Annotated in this window: 13 protein-coding genes and 5 pseudogenes; 7 read left to right on the top strand and 11 right to left on the bottom strand. The window is 66.6% G+C overall.

What is annotated here, in order from left to right; genetic code table 11:
• Window positions 1-120: 120 nt before the first annotated feature.
• Together F8568_RS44345 and F8568_RS44350 are read left to right on the top strand one after the other, a co-directional pair.
• Window positions 121-357: pseudogene (locus F8568_RS44345) on the top strand (arsenic resistance protein); the annotation flags it as partial.
• Window positions 354-1,007: a ParA family protein gene (locus F8568_RS44350; protein WP_151600160.1), complete on the top strand. Its 654-nt coding sequence runs from the start codon at window positions 354-356 to the stop codon at window positions 1,005-1,007. The pseudogene F8568_RS44345 and the gene F8568_RS44350, both read left to right, overlap by 4 nt.
• 29 nt (window positions 1,008-1,036) lie before the next feature.
• Here the strand turns inward: F8568_RS44350 and F8568_RS51385 are convergent.
• Window positions 1,037-1,348, bottom strand: a pseudogene (locus F8568_RS51385) (DUF4158 domain-containing protein); the annotation flags it as partial.
• A 158-nt stretch (window positions 1,349-1,506) separates the two neighbouring features.
• On the opposite strand from F8568_RS51385, the gene F8568_RS44360 reads away from it, so the two are divergent.
• Window positions 1,507-1,806: a hypothetical protein gene (locus F8568_RS44360; RefSeq protein ID WP_151600162.1), complete on the top strand. Its 300-nt coding sequence runs from the start codon at window positions 1,507-1,509 to the stop codon at window positions 1,804-1,806.
• Window positions 1,807-2,361: 555 nt separating this feature from the next.
• Here F8568_RS44360 and F8568_RS44365 read toward each other — a convergent pair.
• From F8568_RS44365 to F8568_RS44395, 7 genes and pseudogenes are all read right to left on the bottom strand, one after another.
• Window positions 2,362-3,069 carry a hypothetical protein gene (locus tag F8568_RS44365; protein WP_151600163.1) on the bottom strand — a complete coding sequence of 236 codons (708 nt, stop codon included), beginning with the start codon at window positions 3,067-3,069 and terminating at the stop codon, window positions 2,362-2,364.
• Window positions 3,070-3,690: 621 nt separating this feature from the next.
• Complete coding sequence (locus F8568_RS44370) at window positions 3,691-4,395, bottom strand: P-loop NTPase family protein (protein ID WP_160574000.1); 705 nt, start codon at window positions 4,393-4,395, stop codon at window positions 3,691-3,693.
• A gap of 640 nt (window positions 4,396-5,035) precedes the next feature.
• A complete protein-coding gene (locus F8568_RS44375; RefSeq protein ID WP_151600165.1) occupies window positions 5,036-5,239 on the bottom strand; it encodes a hypothetical protein in 204 nt (67 codons plus the stop codon).
• Between the two features lie 539 nt (window positions 5,240-5,778).
• Complete coding sequence (locus F8568_RS44380; RefSeq protein ID WP_151600166.1) at window positions 5,779-6,231, bottom strand: hypothetical protein; 453 nt, start codon at window positions 6,229-6,231, stop codon at window positions 5,779-5,781.
• Between the two features lie 616 nt (window positions 6,232-6,847).
• Entirely contained in the window at window positions 6,848-7,258 is a 411-nt protein-coding gene (locus F8568_RS44385) for a hypothetical protein (RefSeq protein ID WP_151600167.1), read from the bottom strand.
• A 570-nt stretch (window positions 7,259-7,828) separates the two neighbouring features.
• The gene (locus F8568_RS44390; protein ID WP_151600168.1) at window positions 7,829-8,254 is read right to left on the bottom strand and encodes a carboxylate-amine ligase; all 426 of its coding nucleotides are present in this window, start codon (window positions 8,252-8,254) and stop codon (window positions 7,829-7,831) included.
• A gap of 29 nt (window positions 8,255-8,283) precedes the next feature.
• Window positions 8,284-9,032: pseudogene (locus F8568_RS44395) on the bottom strand (IS66 family transposase).
• Between the two features lie 381 nt (window positions 9,033-9,413).
• Between F8568_RS44395 and F8568_RS44405 the strand changes: the two are divergent.
• The 3 genes from F8568_RS44405 to F8568_RS44415 all read left to right on the top strand — a co-directional run bounded on the left by F8568_RS44405 (window position 9,414) and on the right by F8568_RS44415 (window position 11,571).
• Window positions 9,414-9,809 carry a hypothetical protein gene (locus tag F8568_RS44405; RefSeq protein ID WP_151600171.1) on the top strand — a complete coding sequence of 132 codons (396 nt, stop codon included), beginning with the start codon at window positions 9,414-9,416 and terminating at the stop codon, window positions 9,807-9,809.
• Between the two features lie 247 nt (window positions 9,810-10,056).
• Window positions 10,057-10,851 (top strand): transposase, encoded by a 795-nt coding sequence (locus F8568_RS44410; RefSeq protein WP_407924524.1) that lies wholly within the window; start codon window positions 10,057-10,059, stop codon window positions 10,849-10,851.
• A 99-nt stretch (window positions 10,852-10,950) separates the two neighbouring features.
• Window positions 10,951-11,571 (top strand): ferritin-like domain-containing protein, encoded by a 621-nt coding sequence (locus F8568_RS44415; RefSeq protein WP_151600173.1) that lies wholly within the window; start codon window positions 10,951-10,953, stop codon window positions 11,569-11,571.
• Window positions 11,572-11,626: 55 nt separating this feature from the next.
• Here the strand turns inward: F8568_RS44415 and F8568_RS44420 are convergent.
• From F8568_RS44420 to F8568_RS49220, 3 genes and pseudogenes are all read right to left on the bottom strand, one after another.
• Window positions 11,627-12,835 (bottom strand): annotated as a pseudogene (locus F8568_RS44420) (IS110 family RNA-guided transposase).
• A 1,343-nt stretch (window positions 12,836-14,178) separates the two neighbouring features.
• Window positions 14,179-14,535: a hypothetical protein gene (locus tag F8568_RS44425; RefSeq protein WP_151600175.1), complete on the bottom strand. Its 357-nt coding sequence runs from the start codon at window positions 14,533-14,535 to the stop codon at window positions 14,179-14,181.
• 116 nt (window positions 14,536-14,651) lie between these two features.
• Window positions 14,652-14,993: pseudogene (locus F8568_RS49220) on the bottom strand (recombinase family protein); the annotation flags it as partial.
• Window positions 14,994-15,257: 264 nt separating this feature from the next.
• On the opposite strand from F8568_RS49220, the gene F8568_RS47445 reads away from it, so the two are divergent.
• Window positions 15,258-15,629: a hypothetical protein gene (locus tag F8568_RS47445; protein WP_151600176.1), complete on the top strand. Its 372-nt coding sequence runs from the start codon at window positions 15,258-15,260 to the stop codon at window positions 15,627-15,629.
• Window positions 15,630-15,819 lie beyond the last annotated feature (190 nt).

Consider the following 15,819-nt stretch of genomic DNA (forward strand, 5'->3'; position numbering starts at 1 on the left):
GCGGTGACGCCGTCGGGCAGGCGGGCCGGCGCTGGATGCGCTCGAGGTGATGGCCGGGAAACCCGCCGCCGACCCGATCACCGCTCCCGGCATCGGCGCCCTCGCCGCCGCGACCGCGGAGCCGTCCGGCTGCCCCACTCGCGCACCGTTACCCCGGCGTTCACCGCCGCTGGGAATGACTTCGAGCTGGCCATCGCGGTCGCAATCGGCACCTTCGGCGGCATCTCCGGCCAAGCCCTGTCGGGTGTCGTCGGGCCGCTGATCGAGGTGCCCGTGCTGGTCGGGCTCGTCTACGTCTCGCTCTGGCTGCGTCACCGCTTCGCCGCGGCGTCCGAAAGGCCGGAGAGCCGACGATGAGCGCGACCGTCACCCGGGCCGCCTCCGACCGAATAGCCGCGCGGCTGGCCACCCGCTTCCACGGGCTGGTCTCCGCCGACACCGGCGAACGCGTCCTGATCGTCGACTACGACTCACAAGGCCACCTGACCAACCAATTCGGCGTCCCCCAGATCGCATCCGGGGAAGACAGCCTTGCCAAGCACATGGCAGGCGAAGCCAAGGGACAGATCGGCGAACTGATCGTGGCCCTGCCAGACGAGCGAACCGGCGGCCGCCTGCACGTCCTGCCCGCCTGCGCCGACGGCTTCCTCATGGATTTCCGCCTCTCCCAGGCGCGCGCCCGCGAGGCAGCCCTGGAACGCGCGCTCGCCCCCGTCGAGGATGACTACGACGTCACCATCGTCGACTCGGGCTGGCCTTCCTTCTTGTTCCGCCGGGGGGCTGGGGGTTCGCGCTCACGCGGCCGCCTTCTGGACGGCTCCGACTTCGATCAGGATCTCCTCGACCTCTGGAACGTGGACGCGATGCGTCGCAGGTCGGCCTTGAATGCGGTGGTGGCCAGCAGGACGAAGTTCGCTACCTGGACGGCGGAGCGGAGGACGTCTTCGGAGTGCCCACCGCAGTCGATCACGCATACCTGCTCCTCCGCCGACTCGAACTCGGTGTAGCCGAAGGCGTCCCGGATCTCCCACGCATGCTCGTACCGGCTCTGCCGCCGCTCCGCATACGCTCCGAACTCCGCCGGGTCGACGCCGACCTGGGCCGCGGCGAACCGGACCACCACCTCCGGCACCGCCTTCAGGTCCTCGGTCACGAAGGAGCCCAGCATCCGCACCGCGCCCCACTGCACCGCGAGCCCCAGCCGATTCGCCGGCGCTCGTTTCGACCTGGCGTGCGTCAACGCCCGCTCATCCAGCCGGAAGAACATCTCCAGCTCACCCGGCAACTGCTCCGCCGCGAATCGCCCGTACCTGGCCACCTGCTCATCAGACAAGAAATCCACCGGCATGCCTGGCAACGTAAGGCCTGTGACCAGGCTAAACGATCCAAGTGATCAAAACGAGGCGAAGATCCAGTCGTTATCGCTACTGGTCGTTCCGATCCTCCTCGCGGGCAGAGTCGGAGGCTCCGCCGGAGGCATCTCGGACTTCGGCCATACTGAATCGGGTGATCTTCGAAATTGATCAGTGTGATCACCGGCGTATGAGCACGATTTTCAAGATCCTCTACCTCGCCGTCCATGTGGCTTTGTCGGCGCTGATGACCCTTCTCATCTGGGCTGGCTTCGAGATGTCCAACTATCGCGACGGCAGCAGCACCACTTCGGGCGGTTTGCTGGCCGGGCTTCTGACCCTGCTGGCCTGGGGGATCATGGCCGCGCCACTGATCGCCGCCGTGGCCACCAAGTGGGTGAGCTGCTGGTGGCTGGTCACGCACTGGCTTTGGGCGGCGCCTCCGTGGTCCTGATCGTCTACGCTGTGATGTTCGAGGAGGTCGGCTCCTCCGACCTGGGCTGAACCGGCTGCCTCTATTGGGGATTCGAACCCCTGACATCCGGCATTGCAAAGCCGATCATGAACCCAACGCCTGAGCTGGCGAGCCGCTGACCTGGGCTTCCTCGGCGATCTCCCCGCAAGTGACCGTGAGTCCCCCTTGATCACCGCCGAGGACGGGGACGCCGTCGAGGTCGACCGCCCGTCAACACAACAAGAACGTCAACGTCGGCCTGGGCAGCCGGATGGTGCTGGCCGCGGGGATCCTGCGGGGCCGCCCTGTCGGTATCCGCATCGAACCCGCCACGCTGATGTTTTCGACCCGCAGACCCGTGAGCTGCTGCGCACCAGCCCCAACCCGTTCACCTCCGACCAGGTCCGGGGGCTACGCGGGCTGCGGCGGGCCGGGCCACCGCCTCGGGCCGCACCGAACCGGTCACCGTGCAACGCCCAGCGCCATCAGGGTGGAAAAGGATCACTGAGTTTGGGCTGGGAAATGTCGATCGCTCAGACTCAGCCGATCTTGGACTCAGAAGGGGTCTTGCACTCTGGTGACTTTTCGGATGGACGAGATGCGCCCCGAGACGACGAGCCGGACGGCCGCGCGGAAGTCGGTCTCCGGATTGGCGATGAGGGCTCCGACCTGGCCGGCCGCGGCCATCGGCTCCGCTGGCACACCTGGGCGCACACCGATGACATAGTCGGCGTCCAGTGGACTCGCCGCGGCTACGCAGCCGTCGGGCAGGATCCCATACGACCCTTCGAAGACGCGACTTTCCGGGGGAATAAGCGACGCGAACGCGCGGATCACGACACGCGCGGCAGGACCGATGACCGTCACCGCATCCATGTGCTCGAGAGCGCTCCCGACCTGGGAAGCCAGGTCCTCGGTAAGCGCCCCTGACGTGATGAGATCGGACAGGGGCAGGGGCTTGGTGTCGATGCGGCTCACCACGACGGAGTCTCCAATGCGGGTGACCATGGCCCTCATCCGCTCCTTCGCGGCTTCGACGGCCTCAATGGCCCGGGCGGCCACGGCGGCAGTGGGGAAGCCGGAGACTTCGCGGATGCCGCGATTGTCGACCACCAACACCCGCGTGCCGCGAATGTGCACCTCGACGATGGTCTTGTCCTGCCACAGTTCACCGATCAAGTGCTGGCCGTAGAGCACATGGTGCACCCTGCGTGCCGTGAGCTCGTCGCCACCGGTCTCCCGAACGAGCACGTCAAGCCACATTTGAGCGAGTCGAGGCCTGATCGACGTTGCGATCTGCTCGGCGCCCTCCCAGCCCTTGTCCGGCGCGGGTGCGGGCGTCGGATCCTTCGGTGGCCTGGAGGCTCTCCCCGTGGCCGGGCCTCCCGCGGGCTCCGCCGAAAGAGGCGGCGGAGACGGTTCTTGATCATCGCCCGCCTCGGGAGCATCCTTGCCCGCACGCGTCGGAGCCTGTTCTGGCGGCGTGCCCGGGCCGAGTTCCCGAGTATCTACGGAGGGAGACGAATTGGCGAAGGGCATCGGAGTGCCGGGAGGAGGATCGCTCTCTGTCGTGCTCGGCTCAGCGTCTGTGACCGGCATGGTCTCTCGCGAATTGGATGCTGCTTCCACCGAGTTGGCTTGGGGGCGATCCGTCCTGGTACCTGCCACACGCTTGTCCTGCGGATCCGGCAGCGCTTGTTCCGCGGGATCCTCCACGCCCAGCGAATCCCAGAAATCAAGTCCTGAGGCAGGCTGTTGATCCATCATCATCGAATCGGGTCCTTTCCGGTCAGGGCTCGCGCTACGCGGGCTTAAGATTGAGAAGCTGCTTCCATCGACCGGGCGGTTGCATGATCGTCAGAGCGACGAAGACGAAGGCGTCGCTCACGACGCTCGTGATTTCCGCAGCCCGGTGATGGCGGTGGGCCAGGCACGGGCGGCCTCCGCTGTCACCCGGTTGGACACGACGGGAACCAGGATCGCGTCGGGTTGCGGCAAGATCAGGTCGACGAAGGTCGCGTGATGCAGGTCGGCGACCGGAGTGTCGGTGAACACGAAATAAAACACCTGTCGCAGAACGGTGGGAATGCGTCGATACAACATCGAGTTGATCGCCGTTGGATCGGCGCTGACCGCGTCCGGCGGGCCAGGAACCACGCAAAGACCGATGTCCGGGATATAGGCAAGATACTGTCGAATCGAATGCGCTGAGAGCACATCCGGTGCCTGTAGTAGATCGAGAATTATGGGGGATTGCTGGCTCAGGTAGCGAGCAACGTCAGCGTGCTGGAAATTGGTATCGACCACGATGGCGTATCCCGCCCGTCCAATGTCCTGCAGCCGCCTCGCCGTATGGTCCGCAGGGTTCACGGTCGTCTTGATCTTCCCCATCCGACCCTTCGCCGAGGCCGCAGCGATCACCGTGCCATGCCTGTCGACAGGTGGGACGGTCGGGGCGGACGTGATCGCGGCAGCCGCCAAGGCGTTCGCGGGTCCGGTGCTGGAACCGTACTGTGAGGTGCCGGGAATGGCCGGTGCGGAGCCGGGAGCCATTCGCCCGCCCTGAGGCCCGCCCATCGGGTAGGCCAAGCGGGTGGCCTTGGAGCCGGCTGCCCGGCGGTTGCGCCCATTGGTCGCGCACGGAGGACGGTGGTGTGTCCGGCCGGTCGTCCAGGAGTCGCCCAAGGTCCTGGCGGCGGAGGCGGTTCGGTCAAAGGATCGGGCTCCGCGATGCCGAGTCTTACCAGCGGGTCGGCCATCCTCAGCTGCTTGCCCGCCGCCACCACTTCGGGGTCGAAGACGTCACCGCGCTCGGTGAAGGACACATGCACGAGCACGCTGAAGCCGTTGCATACCAGCCCGTTCACCAGCACGGCGACCCCCTGCGCCCGGGAGGCCCTCATCGAATCCCGGCGCGAACATGAAGGCGGCCTGGAAACCGAGCGCGTCGCTCCTGGACAGCTCCCGAAGCCCTGACGTGGACGCGACACCGTACATGACCGGAAACCGCCCGTTTCCCGGAGCTTCCGCGCGGCGCCCTGGTACCCCGCCACGACAAGGTTCGGCGCCGTAGCCATCACAACCTTCCCCAGTGCTCCGTGCATCTAGTCAGCAGGAGGCCGAACAGGGCCCCCGAACAGACAGTGCGGCTAACCATCGCTGGCGCCATCCGACTGCCGGTTTCGGAAACACCACAAGCCAGCAAGCTCAGGCCACAGCAGCGCCGCCGTCACGAGCCGGTGGTCAGCACCCGCTCGATCCGGTCGATGCCCGGTTGCCGCGTTGCGCCACGCGGCATGAAGCCCCTGGGCGGATTTACGCCGATACCGGATTGGCCGATCGCAGCAGCGGGCTCTTCTGGGCCCTGGTCAAGGGCCCGCTTCAGGGGCAACCGAGTGAAGGTATCGCCGGGACGGTCCTGCTGGACACCCATGAGTTGGATGTACGGCAGGCCAACGGAGGGCTCGCGACTCCCTCACCTTGGCGGGGCTTCTGGGCGCCCGCCGACGGTCACTGCCGCCCTTCGGCGACAAGAGTCGAAACGCTCCGAGAAGGGTTCACTGGAGAGAGGCCGCGCGAGAGGCGCACAGTGAGCCTTTTTCAGGGGCAGTTCCGTGTGCGCTGATCACAGCGTGATCGCGGGCGGCGTGGGCGGTGTCGGACGTCGAGAAGCCCCTGGTAGGACGGTTGGTCTCTCACAACGTCCCGTCCCCACCAGAGGCTTCACGTGCTTTTGTACCGTGCGTTCAGCAAAACTCCATCCTGTCGAATTAGCGTGATTTGCACTCGACCTTCACCCTAGCAATCGTATTGCCAGGCCAATGTGGCCGGAGACAAAGGATTATTCCTTGGCAGCAACGCCGCCATAGATTCGCATTAGGATGGTACGTCTCCGAAGGCAAGGACGTCGCCGGGTCTGCCGTCCTCGGATCAAGGAGGCCGGCCGCTGTCGGCGATGCGGGGAGTGGTCTCTTAGCCTGGACGGAAATGCGCGCGTCCCTTCGGGGTGAGCAGGATGATCAAAACGTACAAAGCTGGGAGAGCGGTTGGGCACAGCAAGCCCAGCGCCAGGTAGACCAAACCGAACGTCACCTGCATACTTCCGACGAGAAGCAGGGCGCCAAGGCCCACGAACAGAGCCTCGAAGGCAACGACCCCGGTATGAACGCCGCGCCCTCCGCGGGAGAACAGGACGGCGAGCACCAAGGTCGGCACCGCGAACAGCAGTACCGGCGCGGAGTAGATCAGGGGGATCAGCAAGTAGGGCGCGCTCCCGTCGTCAGGGATTCCCTGTGCCAGTGCCGATACGGCGAGCGCACCGGTCGGGATAAGCCACGCGAGCATAAACAACACTGCCTGCGCCCACAGCAGTTTGTGCGCCAGAGACAGGCTCCTCGTTAGGCTAGAGCGGTCAGTTGCATTCATGACCGTTACCGTCCGGATGCCTGGACGCGGCGCACGAGTCCTTTTGCGGCCTCGACGAAACCCGGGATCAAGCGCTCGATGATCTCCCGAAGCTCATCGGACACTCACCGGCGCGCAAGCTCTGTCAACACCACAGTCCGGCGTCATCCCGTCTGATCGGCCGTAAACCACGTGGACCACCCTTATTAGGGCGCATCACAACCAGTGGGCCCCCGAGCGCGTCAACGCGCGTTCGCATGCCGTCGTTCGGGAGAGAAAGCCTCCGAACGCCACTGAGGACTGCCACGCCTGGATCTTGAAGGTGGGTCCGCTGTAAGTGAACTTGCCGGTGGCCAAGTCGACGATGGCGCCGCGCTGTTCCTGGGTGGGATTTCGTTCCCGCCGCGCGGTTCGAGGTTGCCGGACAAGCTCCGCATGCTGAAGTACTTCGTCGGTCCCGCCCAGACCAGCACGCCTCCGACTCCTCCGCGCACCGGCCGCACGGAAGTGACTTTGCCTGTATGCGCGTCTACGAGCACGGCTTTGTCCAGGCTGCGCGAGGGAGTGACCAGAGTGCGCCCGTCAGGTGAGAGCAGGTTGCCGAAGACACCGGCCAGGCGGACGTTGGAATCGAGGCTCAACCGGGCGCGCACGGCGCCGTCCGGACCGGCGAGCACAAGAGGCTCCTTCCGGCCCAGACGTAGCCCAGCACGATCGTCGAGGCGTCCTGGCTGAAACCGATCAAGTCGTCGGCGGGAAGGGTCGTGAAGGCGCCGGTGCCGACATCGGCCAGCAGCGTGCGGTGCAGGGCGGGCTCGCCCGAGGTGATCGTGAGCCGTGTTCCGTCGTTGGGGAACAGCAAGCTGGAAGGCGTCTTGGCCAGTTGCGGACCGGTCGCCCGCCGACCGATCGGAATCACCTTGCCGGTTGACAGGTCACCGACGACGACACGCCGGTCCGTCGCCCGGTAGTAGGCCAGGCGCAGACCGTCCGGGCTGATTGCCATTCCTGCGTCGCCGGTCATGTAGTCGTCGGGCTTCACCGCCATGGAGCCGATCCCGTCCGCAAGCCACCGTTTCCTGGACCGGCCGACCACCCGCCACTGGGAGCAGTCGCCGGAGACGCTCGTGGTCTGCTTGAGGCTCTGCTTTCTGCAGTGGTCAGGAAGCCGAACACACGGCGACCGGGTGTGGCACGGCGCGGCCGGGGTCGCCGATGTGGCCACCGGTGCTCCGATCTCCGCGATGATCGAGGATCTAGTAAGAGGGTGATGACTTGGCGGGCGATGCTCCTCGGGCGGGTCGGAAGGTCGGGACGTCTGGATGACCGGCTCGGGGTGGACGGATGCCGAAGCGCCTGGATACCGGATCGGCGCGTCTACAGGCGCTTCGATCCGGCGGGAGTGGTCAACGGTCGTCTGTCCGGTCGACCGTGCGGGTGATCGTCAGTCGCTCGGCGTGCTCGCCGACCAGTTCCCGGAGTTCGGTCCTCAAAGTGCCGAGCGCAGCGTTCCGCCCTCGCCTCCGTGAGGTGCGCCTGCCCGCATGAGCGCTTGTAGGTCTTCGGCTCCTCCCCGACCTTCGTGATGGCGGTGGCGGTGTATACGAGGTCTCTCCTTTTAAATGCGTGTTTCAGCGATCAGCATGTCCACCACCTCCGGCAGGCCGCCGCGCGTGAACGCCTGGCGTTGGCGTGCGGCCGAGCTACCGCGCGCCAGTGCCGCCTGGGTCAGCTCCGGCACCAGGTCCCAATCGCCTGCCGCCTCTAGAGGTTCTCGGTAGCGCTCCAGCGGCAAGCCCAGCAGGAGCTGCCGGGCTGGCACCCATATCCCGTCGACCGAGTCGACCAGCTCGCCCTCCAGACCGCAGCGGGCGGCTCGCCAGGTCTCCGCCCGGATCACTTCGGTTCGGACCTGCGGCGCCGACCGCCCCTCGGCCATCGCGTCGATCTCACCACCGGCGATCGCGCGGAACAGCCCCGCCAGAAGCACAATGTCCTCCAGCCGGGGACACGCGTCGGCGACCCGCAGCTCCAGCGTGGGCAAGTACGCCGACGGACGAACGTCGCAATAGATTACCCCGAGGTCGCTGATCGTCCCGGACTGGACTCATTTATGGCGGGACGGTGGTGGCAACGGATCCCGCGACGCCCCATGGCGTTTATGTGGTAGACATCACCACGGGGCACGTCTACGGCCAGCGGGGTGTGTCCTTTGCGGTGCCAGGCGCTGGACCAGCGGTGAGCCTCGCCGAGCAGGCCGATCATCTCGGCCGCCCAGCCGTCGCGGGCGACGGCGTCGAACTCGGCGATCGCGGCCGGCTCCCGTACCGCATGGGCGTTACACAGCGTGTGCGCACACCCGGCGAAGCCGTCATATCCGGCGTAGGCATCGTGGACGGCGACCCCGGTGAAGCGCGGCAGGATCCCGAGCGCCTTGACCGCTTCCACACCATGGCCATGGGAATCGATGTGATAGGCGGTCAAGGTGGCAGTGGCCGCGGTGTGCATGCACTGGTTGCGGGCCCCTTTACGCGGGTCACGCTCTCATCAAAGTGCGCCACGGGCACCCCCACGATCGCCTCTTCGATCACGTCGACCGCCTCGGCGACCGCGGCTTCGGCACGCTCGGACGCCGTGGTGGCCCACCCCGTCGATACCTCGATTCGACAGACATCGGTGAGGATCTCAGCCACCCGGCCGACGGGGCTGTGGTGCTGAGCCGAAAGGTGAGCCGCCAACGCGGTCGCATTCGGGCCATAACAGGCCGGATCATACACCCACGCGGGGCATCCGCCCTGGTCACCGCCCCACAACGGCGACACCGTGCCGCGTGCAGCTCATGCTCGGTCACCGTTACCCGCACCTGCGGCACGCTTGGCGCTGCAGGGCGCCCGGATGCGAGGCGATTTTCCTGGAGGCGGCGCGTCGGCCCCAGCGCCGGACAGTCCTCAACAGCCCAACGTAGAGCGGGGCGTCTCGGCATGTGCGAGGCGAACGACAACGACAGCAAGGACAGAGCATGGTTCTCGATTTCGACCAGCCGAGCAGCCAAGGGCACTTCTGCCATTGGGTGCGGACGACGATCTATGACTATCGACAGTCGCGGGACGGTAAGACGACGGAGAAGTGGAGGCGAACCACCGAGACCTGTACCTGCGGAAGGTCGGTCCAAGGAGCTTGGGTCAGGGCTTGATCTCGAAACGTTGAGCAACATCGGAGGGACGATCGTGGCGGTTTCGATGCAGAACACAGCGACCGGCGAGATCCAGCGGGCGCTGCATGCGCTGGAGGAGCAGGCGCAAGCGGCGTGGTCGTCGGTGAGCGGCGTCGACGGATTGGCTCTGGCTGAGGCTGGGAAGACGGTGGAAAGGGTCACGGATGCGCTGGATCCGATGTGGACCATCGTGGGCATGGCGATAGAGGCCATCGAACAGATCCGGAGACGAGAAGTGTCCGAAGGGCTGACGGGACAGAGTCTGGAGGCATTGGACACTGCACTGGTGCACTTGGCCTACGGGCATGAGGGGCTCGGGGTGGCCCGTCACCTGCTCGGAATCGGGCGGGGCGACCTTCTTCGGATGCAGCGGGGCGAGTTGTAGGTAAGAGCCCACGCTGACAGGTGCGGGTGGGGCTGTGCTTGCCGAAATCCTCGTCCGCGCAGGTCAAGCCGTATGCCGGTACTCTTGAGGATGCTGCCCAAACGCCCGGTCCTGCTGAGCGGATTTGGCCATCCCCGGCAGCGCCCGCAGAACGGCTTCGCCGGCCTCGCGGTCTACCGGCTAGTTGTCCTTGCCTCCTAAAGGCTGTCCCGTAACGTCAGGCGGATCAAGATCGTTGATCTTGATGGTGGAGCGGGTGATCAGGGCCGATCGGGACGAGTGGGTGCCGGTGTTCACCGGCCTGTCGGTGCGGCAGTCCCGCCGCCTGGTGCGGGTCGTTGCAGGTCGGGGCGGTGAGCAGACCGGGACCGGGCGGCGGTGTAGTCGGCCGTTGGCCGACTGGGTGCTGCTGATCGTTGTGTACTACCGCACCAACCTGACGCTGCGGCAGGTCGCGTTGCTGTTCGGGGTGTCCAAGTCCGCCGCGCACCGCGTCGTGGATCACCTGGCGCCGCTGCTCGCACTGGCCCCGGCCGCCCGCCGGCACAATCCGGACACGGTGCTGATCGTGGACGGGACGCTGGTTCCCGTCCACGACCGGACGGTCACCGCCTCGTCCAAGAACTACCGGTACTCGGTGAACATGCAGGTCGTCATCGACGCCAACACCCGGCTGGCGGTCGCGGTCGGACGTCCGGTCCCGGGCAATCACAACGACTGCACCGCGTTCCGCGATTCAGGTGCCAATACCGCGTGCCGGGGTGCGCATGTGATGGCCTACGGCGGTTACCAGGGAAACCGGCAGGTCATCATGCCCTACCGGCGGCCCCGCGACGGCGGCGAGCTGCCCGCCTGGCAGCACGATCTCAACACCGTCCACAAACTCAACACCGTCCACAAACGGGTGCGCGCCCGCATCGAACACGCCTTCGCGCACATGAAGTGGTGGAACATCCTGCGCAACTGCCGCCGCAAACACGACGGCGTCCAGCACGCCACCCGCGGCATCGCCCTCATGCACAACCTGGCGATAGCTGGCTGATCCGGCTTGGAGCGGCACGTCACCCGCAGCACGCCCGGCCCCACGCCTCCACCATTACGGGACAACCTTTACTGGAACAAGGACGGCGGCGGTTCCCCCATGCTCATCGAGGACTACGCGACCGCCGAGAAGGCCCTGAAAATCATCGTCGAGCAGGGCGAGGGCGCCAAGACCGGCCAGCACACCGTGCCGATCGACCCGGTCAACCCCAAGGCCAGGCTCGAAGAGCTGCCGCACTACACCAAATTCCAGCGGATCGCCGACGGCATCGAGCCCATCGGGCCGATCTGGAACGTCCCCGACGATCCCCAGTTCTTCATGAACGAGGAGAACGAGACCGCCGACGCCCTCAGCAAGCTCTTCAACGCGGCGTACTGCTACGTGCTCCACCTGATCGACGTCCTCTACGAGACCTCCGGCGCGGACGTCCGTCCGGGTGCCTCCAGCGAGCGGTGGAAACTGGAGCGCATGTTCGTCTCCGCGATGCAGGGGCTCCTGGCCAACATCGCCGAGATCATGGTCACCTCGCCGCTCGGGCCCGATCCGTTCGGCGGCGACGAGAAACTGCAGATGGCGCCGACGTTCCAGTACGTCGAACTGCCCGAGACCGGGAAACTGCAGCACCTCATCGACCTGTGCGACAAGGCCATCACGCACGCCCCGCAACTGGGCGGCGACAACAGCGTCCGGTGGCTCCTCGCCAAGATGCCGGACGTGTAAGCGTCCTGCTTCCGAAGCTGACCCGGGCCCCAAAGACATCCCAGGTGCTTAGGTGTCAAGCTGCCAGGGGTTTGAGGTGATATGACCAGGCGGTCGCTTCGTTGTAGAGGGTACCGGTTTTCAGGCAGCCGTGCAGGATACCGACGAGGCCCTTGGCGACCTGGCGCAGCGCGGCGTGATGATAGACGTCGCGGGGTCGAAGGCGCTCGTAGTAGGCGCGGGCGCCAGGCGAAGTCTGCAGGGCGGTGAAGGCCTGGGAGTCCAGGGGCGTCGACGAGCCGATCGTTGTGCTCGTAGCGGGCGAGCGCGACCTTCTTCTTGCCCGAGGCCCGCGTGAAAGGACTGGTGCCAGCGTAGTTCCTGCGTGCCTTGGCGGAGGCGTAGCGGTGCGGATCGTCGCCGAACTCGGCAAGCACCCGAGCGGCCAAGATCTTTCCCAGGCCGGGCTGGGACAACAGGTTCTCAGCGGCCGGGTGCCGCCCAAGATGCTCCTCCACCTGCCCTTGCAGGGCTTTGATCTGCTCACCGAGTACCTTCAGGACGGCGACCGCCGAGTGGACGGTGGCGGCGTAGGCAGCGGTCACCGCTGCGGCTGTCCCAGGTGCTTGGTGCGCAGCGCGGCCTGGATCGCGACGGCCCTGTCGGCGATGTTGCGGCGCCGGACGCGCTTGAGCGCGGCGGTGATCTGGTCAGTTTTACCGCCATCTGCGGGTCGGCGGCCTTGGTCAGCAGTTCCAGGCTGTCGGGCGTGGCAAGGTCCTCAAGGGCGGCCAGGGCGGCCGGGAAGAAGTCGCACAGCGCGTGCCGCAACCGCTGAGTGTGCCGGGTCCGCTTCCAGATCAGTGTCTTGTGTGCCCGGGTCACCACTTTGATGGCTTCGGTCTGGTCGCTGTCGCCAGTGACGGGACGCAGCTGGTGGGAGGCGGTGCGGACCATGTCGGCCAGCATGTGCGCATCGGCCGCGTCGCTCTTGGCGCCCGACACTCAGCCGATTGCGATACCGCGCGGCCTGCAGCGGGTTGACCGCCAGCACGGCATATCCGGCGGCAACTAGCGCCCGCACGCAGGGACCGCGGTCGGTCTCGATTCCTACGACCACCTCGACCTCGTCGAAGGCGTCACCGAACTGCGCGGCGACCATCTCGTGCGGCCGTGCCATTCCGTCCATCCCTTCGGGCAGGCGGGCCTTGGCCAGGACGCGACCAGCGGCGTCCATCAGCTCGACGTCGTGATGCTGTTCGGCCCAGTCGTCCCCGATGAACAGGCGCAACACCGACCCCCGATCCTCGATCGCGATCACTTCTCAGCAGCCTGCGGGAGAACTATCGGCGAACTGATCAAGCAGTGCTCACGCCCAGACGGACGGGCACGATACCCCAGCAGCGATCAACTCTCCCGGCCGGCCAGCGGGGGGACGATCTTTGGGCAGGACTCAAGGTCCAGTAGCTATGAGTGCTCACCCGCTGGCGGCTGTCAGACACGAGTCTGCCGAACAACGCCAGGCCGACCCGCTAAGGCTGATTAGTAGTGATGGGCTATGTGACGGTTGCGGGTCGTGGTCGTCACGAATCGGCCGTACCAGGGCGTAGGGGGGTGACCCGTTTGATCGCGTTGCTCTTTTCTCGAGGGATCGGCCGGGCCGGCGGGAAGCGTCGCGAGTGGGAGCCGGAAGATCTGATCGCTGGGTGGACGCTGTTGGACAACGACTGGGAGTTGGTGTACTAGGCGATCGAAGAGGCGGGCCGCGCGGTCAAGAGCGTGTTCGTCGCCGAGTACATGGTCTCGCAGGACCTGCGCAGGGAGATCCACGAAGACCTGCAGGTAGCCCTGCCAATCTGGTTCAGCACCGCCGGAGCGGTCACCACGTCCAACTCTCCGCGCACCTCGGCCTGCACCGACAGCCCCACTGCGCTGAACACCACACTCACCTGCGAGACCGCCCGTGACACCTCCGCGGCCGCAGCCATCTGGTCCCTTCCGAGTTCCGGTCCGCTCACTCCGGTGCCGCTCAGTGCTGGTCGTGCCCTCGGTGGTTGCTCGGCGATCCGGGCCATGTGCTCGGCCTGGCAGTCGGCGCACCGTCCGTGCCAGTGGTGGGCGCGGGAGGCGGCGGCCTCGACCGGGATCAGGGGCTCGCCGCACTCGACGCAGCGCCGCCCCCGCTCTCTGCGGGCTGGCGCGGCGGGGTCTGCCCGACCAGGGGCGCTGGACCGTCAGCAGTTCGGCGTCGTAGGGGTGCGGCTCGATGTGGTACCCGGCCTCGGCCAGCACCTGGACGACGTGGGTGCACGGTCGGCTGCTGGGCGGGATCGGTGAAGTCGGGGTGCCGTTGACGGATCTGGTACAAGCCCCCAATGGCGCTGCCGACGCCGTCGACCTGTGAGTTCAGGCGGTAGTGCGGGCGGTTGCGTCCGGCTTGCGGAGGGCGTCGAAGTAGTACCGGCGGCGTTCGGCGATGAGCACGGTGACGTCGTCATGGGTCGCCTCCGGGATCTCGCGCAGGTGCTGCAGCAGGTTGTCGCGCTGTTCGTGGCCGGAGTCGGCGATGTGGGCGACGGTGCGGGCCGTTCCTCCTCCGGCGAGCAGCAGTCGGTGTGGGAGGCCGCACTAGGTGTCGAAGCTGGTGGTGATCGCCCGCCATATGTGCCAGACGTCGTCGGGCTGGTGGTGCTCGGCGAGCAGGAGCGCGGCGATTTCGATGCTGTGGCTGAAGCCCCAGCAGTGGCGGTGGAACTGTGTCTCCTGGTCCAGCAGGAAGCGGGCGAAGTCGTGGTCCACCGGGCTTGGGGCAAGGATGAGCGTGTCCAGGACGTCCCGGCGGTCCTTCCACCACCGATCCTCGGGCAGGCCGGCCTCGTCGTGGGTTGCTTCGAACCGCAGGAGGTCCCAGCGCTCGGAGTCCTCGGCCCACCAGGCGCCGTCGAGGGTGTCGTCGCCGGCGTCGCGTGCTTGCGCGGCGGTCACGCGCTGGTTCCCGGTGGGGTCGCCGCGGCGGGGCGTTCCAACACGCGGTGCACCGTCGCCTGCCTGACGGAGAACAACTCGGCGAGGTCGGCGATGGAGTGCTCGCCGGTGGCGTGCTACTCGACCAGATGGGCCTGCTGCCGGGCCGTCAGCTTGAGCTGCTTGCCCTTCAGTTTGCCCTTCGCCCTGGCGACGGCCATTCTCTCCCGGGTTCGCAGCCGCAGGAGATCCACCTCGAACTCGGCAAAGGTGGCCAGGATGCTGAAGAACATCTTGCTCCTGGGGTCGGCCAGAGCGTAGAGGCTGCCGCCAAGGGAGAGCCGGCCACTGCGCGCGACGAGGGAGTCGCCGATGTCGCGGGCGTCGGGGACGGAGCGGGCGAGGCGGTCGAGTTTGGGTACCACGAGGGCGTCACCGGCGCGCACGGAGGCGAGCGCCTGGTCCAGGCTCGGACGGTTGCGGTGGGTGCCGGGTCAGCCCGCGGTCGAGATAGATCCGGTCTTCGGGAACGCCAAGGCCGATCAGGCGCTCTCGCTGTGCGGTGAGGTCCTGGGTGTCGGATCGAGCAGCGGGCGTAGCCCGTGAGGAATGCGGTCACAACCAAGGAAGTGTACGGATAACCCCCTCTCACCGTACAAATCACCGGACACTCTTAAATGAGACGGCGTCCGGGCTGGTTACCGTCTCCAGAAGCCGACGGCTGCTGTGTTCGTTGCGCCGACTTGCCGTTCGTCGACGACACCCACATCCCGGTCCACAACGGCGAGCAGATCGAGAAGATCGGCCGCCACAAGCAGGGCATATGGGGCCGCCACGACACCTGCACCGACGGCGGCTGGGTCGCCTTCACCACCGACCCGACGCGAAAAGACCTGGCTTGGGTGGTCCGCCACCACCCCGAGCACGGCCGGTCGGTCGTGCTCTACCGCGACACCGACGCCTCCCCCCACACCGAACGACTCAGGAGGCAGATGCACGGACACGCAGGCTTCGACCTTCTCCGCCACCGCATCCTCCTCGCGGTGACTCAACCCAGCGTCACCACCGACTACGGGACGGAGCCGACTTTCAGACAGTCCCTCGTGACCGAGTGACCACCAGTCGCCGAGGCCTCGGTTGAGGCATTGCAGCGATGTTATGGGGACTTGACAGCGTCACTAGTACGGCAGCCGCATTTCGTTAGGTGAGCTGCGGGTATGCGTGTTCGAGTGGTCGGCGGAGGCGGGTTCGTTGGTGGTGCCAGCGGGCTCGTGCTCGGTGCCGGTCTCGCCAGTTCTGCCAGTG

It is taken from the genome of Actinomadura physcomitrii (genome assembly GCF_008923205.2).
Lineage (GTDB): Bacteria > Actinomycetota > Actinomycetes > Streptosporangiales > Streptosporangiaceae > Spirillospora > Spirillospora physcomitrii.

What these genes read in the sequence shown, in the direction of transcription:
- F8568_RS44350 (WP_151600160.1), top strand. Translation starts at nt 354, where the DNA reads ATGAGCGCGACCGTCACCCGGGCCGCCTCCGACCGAATAGCCGCGCGG.
- F8568_RS44365 (WP_151600163.1), bottom strand. Translation starts at nt 3,069, where the DNA reads ATGTGGCTTGACGTGCTCGTTCGGGAGACCGGTGGCGACGAGCTCACG.
- F8568_RS44375 (WP_151600165.1), bottom strand. Translation starts at nt 5,239, where the DNA reads ATGGGTGTCCAGCAGGACCGTCCCGGCGATACCTTCACTCGGTTGCCC.
- F8568_RS44380 (WP_151600166.1), bottom strand. Translation starts at nt 6,231, where the DNA reads ATGAATGCAACTGACCGCTCTAGCCTAACGAGGAGCCTGTCTCTGGCG.
- F8568_RS44385 (WP_151600167.1), bottom strand. Translation starts at nt 7,258, where the DNA reads ATGGCGGTGAAGCCCGACGACTACATGACCGGCGACGCAGGAATGGCA.
- F8568_RS44415 (WP_151600173.1), top strand. Translation starts at nt 10,951, where the DNA reads ATGCTCATCGAGGACTACGCGACCGCCGAGAAGGCCCTGAAAATCATC.